This window comes from Mucilaginibacter sp. P4_G9, from assembly GCF_056400985.1.
Window position 1 is genome coordinate 1 of record NZ_JBFUKF010000311.1, and the last position, 5991, is coordinate 5991.

Genomic DNA, 5991 nt, shown 5'->3' on the forward strand with positions numbered 1-5991 from the left:
CTATAATACATGGTTAAACCCTGGTTAAAATAAAACCGGGCGCTGTCATTATGGGTTGAAATAGGGTAACTATAATGCCCCCAGCCCGGTAGTTTTACAATGAATTTTCCCTGAGCGGTAGTATCCGCATCACCAATGGCCGAAGGTGAGCCGCAAGTGACCACATTGGTTCTTTTAACCTCTTTTTTGCCGGGTGACTTTTTGATTTGAAATGCAAACAAATATGTTCCTAACAAAAGAACAGGGATTGCGAAAAAAAGCGATACCTTTTTCATTTTCAGCTTTTTAAACAGATTTAACGATAAACAGGCAACCGACAATATTTTTAACTGGAGTTGGATGAAAACTACAAGCCTACATTGGTTTAACAAATTTAAACAATAGTTTTTTAAATAATCATAGGATAGAATTATCTCCTAAATTATCATATGCACCATCAGCAAGGCAATCACAAATGGCAAATAATCTGTAAGCCCGGTACGCAGGTAGCGCAAGGCTATCGTGATTTGATTTTCGACAGTTTTTATGGAGATATTTAAGCGGGAAGCGATCTCTTTGTTAGATAGGTATTCCTTACGACTGAGGGTAAAAATCTGGCGGCATTTTTCGGGCAGCCGGGCTACATTGCTTTCCAGCAGCTGGCTGATGTCATTTTGAAGAAGTTTGCTATCGGCGGTGTATTTTTCTATCAGCTCTTCAATAACTTCCAGGTTAAGCGTGGCTTTTTTGGTGCGGATATAATAGATAACCCGGTGCCTGATAGCTACTTTGAGGTACGCTTCCAGCGAAGTGATGTTTAGCTGGTTTCGTTTTGTCCACAAATCGATAAACAATTCCTGCACCAAGTCTTCGCAAACATCGCGGTCCCGGAATAAATTATAGGCAGCATGAAAAAGTTTGGCCGAATATCTTTTATACAGCAATTCAAATGCCTCACGGTCATCCAGCCTTAGTAAATCTAACAATTTAGCATCGGGCCACATTTGATATTCCTTACCTGGAAGCATAAATGGACTGTAAAACGGTTTCTGAATTGGATAGGCATAATTACAAGATTATTTTTAAATAAAAAACTTTTTTTGTTTCAGGCAAATTTTGCTCCATCAGCGGGAAAAAACAAAACCCGGCAGCTTTATTAAAACTGCCGGGTTGATAAAGAGATAAATGCTTTACTATACCACTCTTCCCATCAACGGGTCGCTAAAGCTATGTTTACCGGTTTCAACGCGGCCGGCGTACCTTTTTTCGAAAGTGTGACTACCGGTTATTTTCACACTGAAATCGTAMCAGCCATGGCTTTTAGCCAGGTCAAGCGCCAATGCGTTTGTACCCTTTTTATTTAATACGGTTTTATGATTGTTGCTTTTATAACCATGATCGATAACTTCAACAGTATAAGCCTTATCGGGACTTAAATTAGACAGTTTCAGGGCGATATTGCCGGTTAGTTTTCCGGCCAGTTCCTGGTATTTGCAGGCCACATCAACTAATGGATCGGCAGCGGTGCCTTTATACTCACGAAAGAAACCGTTTGGTCCGTAAACGCGCAGGTGATATTCACCGTTCTCAAATTCATTTATCGGCCAGGTATCGGCCAGGCTATCGCCTGCGGTAAGCGCATAGGCCCAGGTGCGCAAAGGCTCCATTTGCTGCGGATCATTAAAGCTTGCATATTTACCGGGCGCATAAACATTAAATGCCGAGCCTAAAGCTTTATCACCAAATGCCTGTTTACTTGCATTAAATCTTATTTCGAAAGATTTTTTATCAGCACTTAATTTACCATCTGCGTACAACTGGTATGGCAGGGCCGATGACGGTTTTATGCCCTTTTCCTGTTGGGCCATATAAGGCGAAGCGTACGGATCTTTGTTGATCCCGGCTATTTCATCGACAGTGAGCAGTTTATAGGTGGGCAGTTTTTTAAATTTGGCCATGTGGATACTTTCGTAAAAAGTATCTTTAACAACAAACTCAGGGTTGGCTATTTTTTCGCCGTTGTATGGGCGAAAAACAGAGGTTAGGTCACCGCAAACTGTGCGGCGCCAGTTGCTGATATTTGGTTCAACTACTTTTTTACCTGTTTTTTTGCTTAAAAAATTCTCCAGGAATTGTAGGGTTGAGGTATGGTCAAAAACTTCGGAGTTTACCCAGCCTCCCTTGCTCCATGGCGAAGCAATTACCAAAGGAACACGATAGCCTAAACCAATAGCGCTTTCACGATCATAAACTTCGGGAAAATTGTCGCGGGCTTTTTCCTGTTCAAGGGTTACAAATTCAACACTGGTATCAATTCCTTTTGAAACTTTACCTGTTCCCTCTTTATGCGGATGGGGCGCTACAAACGGTGGCACATGATCAAAATAACCATCGTTCTCGTCATAAGCCAATATAAAAATAGTTTTTTTCCAAACTTCAGGATTTTTAGTGAGGATATCCATCACTTCGGATACATACCATGCACCATACCATGCCGAGCTCGGGTGATCAGAAAAGTTCTCGGGTGCCGATAACCAGGATACAGTTGGCAAGGTCCCGGTTTTTACATCCTCCCTAAACTGGTGTAGCACATCGCCTTTAGGTACCAGCAATTCGCGTTCGGTACCGTTATCATCATATTTCAGGTTAACCAGTGTGCGGTAATGCGGATCATTAGTATTGGTTACAAAACCTTTTTGATGCAGATTTTTTTCGCGTTGCGATAGTTTGGCAAACTTACCCGGATCAAGGCTGGCCATATCTTTTTTGATATTATCCAGGTCACGTTTTTTTTGTTTAAGCTGTTTTTTTAGATGATCAATATGCGCATCGCCGGCAGGTAAGGCAGCAATTTGTTTTTCAACATCAGCTATCTCATCAGGCAAAAGGGTAAATCTTTTTTGCAGGTGCGCTATATGCTTATCGTAAAGCTTAATATTGTACTGACCAAAAAACTCTAAGGGGTTATCCTGGAAATTTGATAACCAGGGGTCTTCTTCTCCCACAAAACCGGTATCAATAGCTATTTCGTTCTGGTAATGTTTCCATGAAATATCATGATCTTCCAAACGCTCGGGGAAAGTAGCCCATTTGAGCGTGCCATAATCCATATCATCATTCCAAACATGGGCAAGGGAATTTTCATGCTGCTCGGCGCGGATAGTTCCGCTCCAAAAGTATAACCTGTTGGGGTTGGTGCCGGTAAGCGACGAGCAAAAATTCTGGTCGCACACGGTAAAGGCATCAGCTAAAGCATAGTAAAAAGGGAGATCCTCGCGGTTATAATAGCCCAGCGTTAAAGGCATGTGGCTATACTCCTTGATGCCGTTTTGTTTTACATTAAGCCACTGATCAAATTTACCATCATTACGGGCATTAACCTGGTTGGCCCAGGAGTGCGGTAACGACGACATCCAGGTAGCTTTGGTCCCCTTAATATCCAAACGGAAAGGCGCGTAAGTTTCGCCTTTATTATTGGTTTGCAGCCAAACCTTGTTTTTATTTGGCAGATCGATAGCCCGCGGGTCGTTATATCCGCGCACGCCCTTTAACATACCATAGGTATGATCAAATGAGCGGTTTTCCTGCATCAGGATCACAATGTGCTCCGCATCCATAAAGGTGCTGCCCGGGGCCGGGTTTATAGCCATTGCTTTTTGAATAGATTCGGGTAAAACGCCGGCAAGCCCCGCCGCGCCGGTTAGTAAAGCCGCCTTTTTAAGAAAATCTCTCCTTGAGTCACGCATGTTTTTTTTATTTAGACCATTTAGACCATGGTCAATAGTCCATAGACCATGGTTGTTGTTTGAATACAATATCTTATCCGACTATGGACTAATTATCTTTTAGCAATTACCTGTTCGCACAAACCCAACGAAAGCGTCATCCCGTTACCGCCAAGGCCATTTATGATGGTTACACCAGGCTCAACATCCACAATTAATTCGGTTGCCCCGTTGGTCATTTTTGGGTAGATGCCGTGCCACGATTGCAGGAGATTCCAATCCTTAAAATTAGCAAAGGTGTGTAAGTATCCGGTTATTAAATTATTAATAAATGCCTTGTCAAAAGGGTCGTGCACCAGGCCGTACTCATGCGAATCGCCTATGGTAAGTTCTCCGCTGCCATTTTGCGATACCATAACGTGAATACCCCAGTTTAGGTGTACAGCATATTGCTCTTCATAACGTTTGCGCAATGCGGGCAATGAAGCCGCTGCCTGGAAACCGGGATAATGGATCATGGATAAACCACCGCATAACGACGGACCGATGCGCCATTCATCCGGCTGGCTAACCAAACGCATCATTTGTAACTTACACTTGGTAATTTCGGTTTGGGCAAAAAGTTCGGGGTATAAGGTTTCAAAGTCGGCACCGCTGCAAACAAATATTTCATCGGCCTGCCAGCTTTGGGTGCCTGAGTATACTTTAGGGTGCTCAATCCGGCTGATAGCGGTGTTCCAATGAAATTCCACGCCAAATTTATCGGCCAGGTATTTTGCTACCTGCCCCACTGCCTCCCGCGATTCTATGATCATTTCCTCGCCGCTCCATAAGGCGCCTTTTAATCCTTCGGTATTTATAGCCGGTGATTTTGAGATAGCTTCGCCAGGTGTTAATAGTTTACAATCACGGTGCCGGTGGTTAACCTCTACATATTCCTTTATCACCTGCAGCTCGTCATCATGATAAGCGAGGTGTAATGAGCCTACTTCATTATGCCAGATATTGGCCTCGGTACAAATAGTTTTCCAGATACTGCGCGAGAGCATAGCACGCTCAAACATTGGTCCGGTGGCCTGCCCTATTGGCCAAATCATCCCGAAGTTACGGATTGATGCGCCAACCGCACGTTCATTACGTTCAAACACGGTTACTTTGTAGCCGCGTATGGCAAGGGCCCGGGCGGTTGCCAGGCCTACTATACCCGCACCTATGACTACGGCAGAGCCCCCCGGCCCCCTGAAGGGTGAGCTTTTTGAATTACTATTTTCTTTCATTTTGTTGTTGTCATTAAGTCGTTGTTCGTTAAGTCGGCGTTTTGAATTTTGACTTTTGAATTTTGACTTGATTTAGCGCTTTGCAAAAAGTAGATGAGCGATAATGCACTGCAAATGCCGCCTACCACAGCTACAACCATTACACCCTCTTTAAAAAATGTGCCCCAGCTAATGTTTGGGCGACCTAACTCTTTGATAAACAAAATGCTTACGCTGCCCAGGTAACCCATAGAATCGGCTATGTACATAATGAAGCCTACGTTGCTGCGGTAATTAAAGGTAGCTATCATCCTATCAAAAAATATAGCATTGTAAGGCACGTAGCCCATATAAAGGCCAAGGCCGGCCATGGTCATCCAGCTTACCGGGCTAATCATTTTAAACGAGAATAACAGGGTTGATACACCCACCAACACACAGCCGCCTATAATAAACAGGTGAATGATGCTGAAAGCCCTTAAATTCTTTTTTACAAGGATGAGCAGGCTCATGCCAACCAAAACTAAAACGGAAATAATGGTATCTATATTGGTATAAATGCTGTTACTTTTTACGCCCAGGTCGGCCCATATCTCTACTTCAAAATTGTCGCGTACGTCGCGCATAATGGTGAGCAGCACATATATGATAATGGTGAGGATAATGCCAGGTAAAAACCGAACCAAAAACTGCTTACGTTCGGTGGCGTTCATAGGGCTGCGCTCTGCACGCAACTGCTTATCCCGGGCAGTTGGGGCAGGCATCAGTTCCATACAAAAAACAAAAAGTAACAAGGGTAAAACAAATAAAGCGCCTGTTAAAAAAGGCATATGATATTCGTTCACATGAAAAACCGTAAGCAATGTACGCCCAACGGTTTTTACAAAACCCGATGCAAATATCAGGCTGATAGATAGTACCGCCGCCATAAATTCGGTTGAGCGGCGGCCTTCAAGGTAACCAAAAACCAAACCCCAGATGAGCCCCAACGGAAAGCCGTTAAGGAACAGGAAAATAATATTCCACGGTGC

The 5991-nt window shown here is 43.6% G+C and carries 5 protein-coding genes; all 5 read right to left on the reverse strand.

Annotated elements, in window-relative coordinates; all coding sequences use genetic code 11:
- Positions 1–275 (reverse strand): hypothetical protein (locus tag AC1DPZ_RS20390; RefSeq protein ID WP_477406840.1); only part of this gene is annotated, 275 nt, incomplete at its 3' end.
- 141 nt (positions 276–416) lie between these two features.
- On the reverse strand, positions 417–1007 hold the full coding sequence (locus AC1DPZ_RS20395; RefSeq protein ID WP_477406842.1) for an RNA polymerase sigma-70 factor: 591 nt from the start codon (positions 1005–1007) through the stop codon (positions 417–419).
- A 165-nt stretch (positions 1008–1172) separates the two neighbouring features.
- On the reverse strand, positions 1173–3725 hold the full coding sequence (locus AC1DPZ_RS20400; protein WP_477406844.1) for a phosphocholine-specific phospholipase C: 2553 nt from the start codon (positions 3723–3725) through the stop codon (positions 1173–1175).
- Between the two features lie 92 nt (positions 3726–3817).
- Entirely contained in the window at positions 3818–4981 is a 1164-nt protein-coding gene (locus AC1DPZ_RS20405; RefSeq protein WP_477406846.1) for a TIGR03364 family FAD-dependent oxidoreductase, read from the reverse strand.
- Positions 4978–5991, reverse strand: a 1014-nt coding sequence (locus AC1DPZ_RS20410; protein ID WP_477406849.1) for a DUF5690 family protein, incomplete at its 5' end; no start/stop codon positions are given. The genes AC1DPZ_RS20405 and AC1DPZ_RS20410, both read right to left, overlap by 4 nt.

Excerpts from the sequence above, each read along its gene's own strand:
- AC1DPZ_RS20405 (WP_477406846.1), bottom strand. The coding sequence starts at position 4,981 with ATGAAAGAAAATAGTAATTCAAAAAGCTCACCCTTCAGGGGGCCGGGG.
- AC1DPZ_RS20395 (WP_477406842.1), bottom strand. The coding sequence starts at position 1,007 with ATGCTTCCAGGTAAGGAATATCAAATGTGGCCCGATGCTAAATTGTTA.